Raw genomic sequence first — 738 nt, forward strand, 5'->3', positions numbered from 1 at the left:
CTATACCAAGCTCTTCGCAGGCTCGTTGCATCTGAGAGAAGTGGCAGCGTTTTGGTCCACCAAAGATACCCGCTCTATCGACATAAAGCGTCTTAAAAAGCCCCTTTTTTTCGATATAAGCCTTCATTACTTTGAGGCAGCCTTCCGTAGTTTCTGAAGGAAAGAACTCTGCATGAACGTCACTGGTTGCGTCATCAATCATAGCAATAAGGCAGGACTTTTTGTCCCCGAACCAAAGGTGAGGGCTGCCGTCCATTTGCAGCATTAAGCCTTCTGCTTCCATGCGCTCTCGTCGTCTTCTTACTTTGGAGCGGCGATGTTTAGCTCGTTTTACATGATGGATTTCGTGCGCCCAGGTACGAAGTGTCTCTCGCTTTACTTTGATGCCTTCAAACACTTCCAGCATGTCTGCCAAATGAAGCATGTTAAAGTCGTAATACTTGGCTTTTATCAGAGCTTGAACTTGCTTCTTTAAGGTCGCAGGGATTTTATTAGCAGGTGCTCTTCCTGTGTTGCCATGAACAACGAAACGAATACCATCGGTACGGTATCGCCTAAGGTAACGTTCAATGGTTCGGGGGGATTTATTGAGCAGTTTCGAGGCATTGAGAATAGATATTTTGTTAAGTGCCACTTTAGCAATGACATCCACGGTAAGTTGGGATTTAGCATCCATAACGATCATCCTATACACCCTTTGACTAATTCACAGTGATAGTCAAAGGATTACGTAAAAAG

1 pseudogene is annotated in these 738 nt (G+C 44.6%); it reads right to left on the reverse strand.

From position 1 onward, the window contains the following. Window positions 1-685: pseudogene (locus VTH8203_RS22920) on the reverse strand (helix-turn-helix domain-containing protein); the annotation flags it as partial. Window positions 686-738: the final 53 nt, after the last annotated feature.

This window comes from Vibrio thalassae (genome assembly GCF_900089835.1).
GTDB lineage: Bacteria > Pseudomonadota > Gammaproteobacteria > Enterobacterales > Vibrionaceae > Vibrio > Vibrio thalassae.